Here is a 293-nt window from a genome sequence, read left to right as displayed (position 1 = left end):
CGTTGAGGCTGACGTAGTCCTGGCTCAACGGCGGAACGAACATCTGCACCTTGACCGGGGTTTTCGGCGTGGCGACGAAGTCGACCTTGGCATCGATGTTCCAGAGGTCATCGGTTTCGGCTTCGGTAACGGGAATACCCTGGACGAAAATCTGATAGGCGGTGATCGCCACACCCAGGGTCAGCAGGATGGCGATCAGGACTTTCAGATGCAGGTTGAGAGAGCGCATGTCGTTTACTCAGCAGGTTTTGCATCAGGTTTGCAGCCGGGTTTCCCGGCCGAGTATTTCAAAC

The 293-nt window shown here is 56.0% G+C and carries 1 protein-coding gene; it reads right to left on the bottom strand.

Going from position 1 to position 293, the window contains the following annotated elements:
* Positions 1-229: UUP1 family membrane protein (locus ACLJNW_RS24415; RefSeq protein ID WP_410961245.1), on the bottom strand; the 229-nt coding region annotated here is incomplete at its 3' end.
* Positions 230-293: the final 64 nt, after the last annotated feature.

Origin of the sequence: Salmonella sp. SAL4457, assembly GCF_046548235.1 — a bacterium.
Classification (GTDB): domain Bacteria; phylum Pseudomonadota; class Gammaproteobacteria; order Enterobacterales; family Enterobacteriaceae; genus Salmonella; species Salmonella enterica.
The sequence above is the reverse complement of the archived record's forward strand: the minus strand, read 5'-3'. Positions and strand labels throughout refer to the sequence as shown.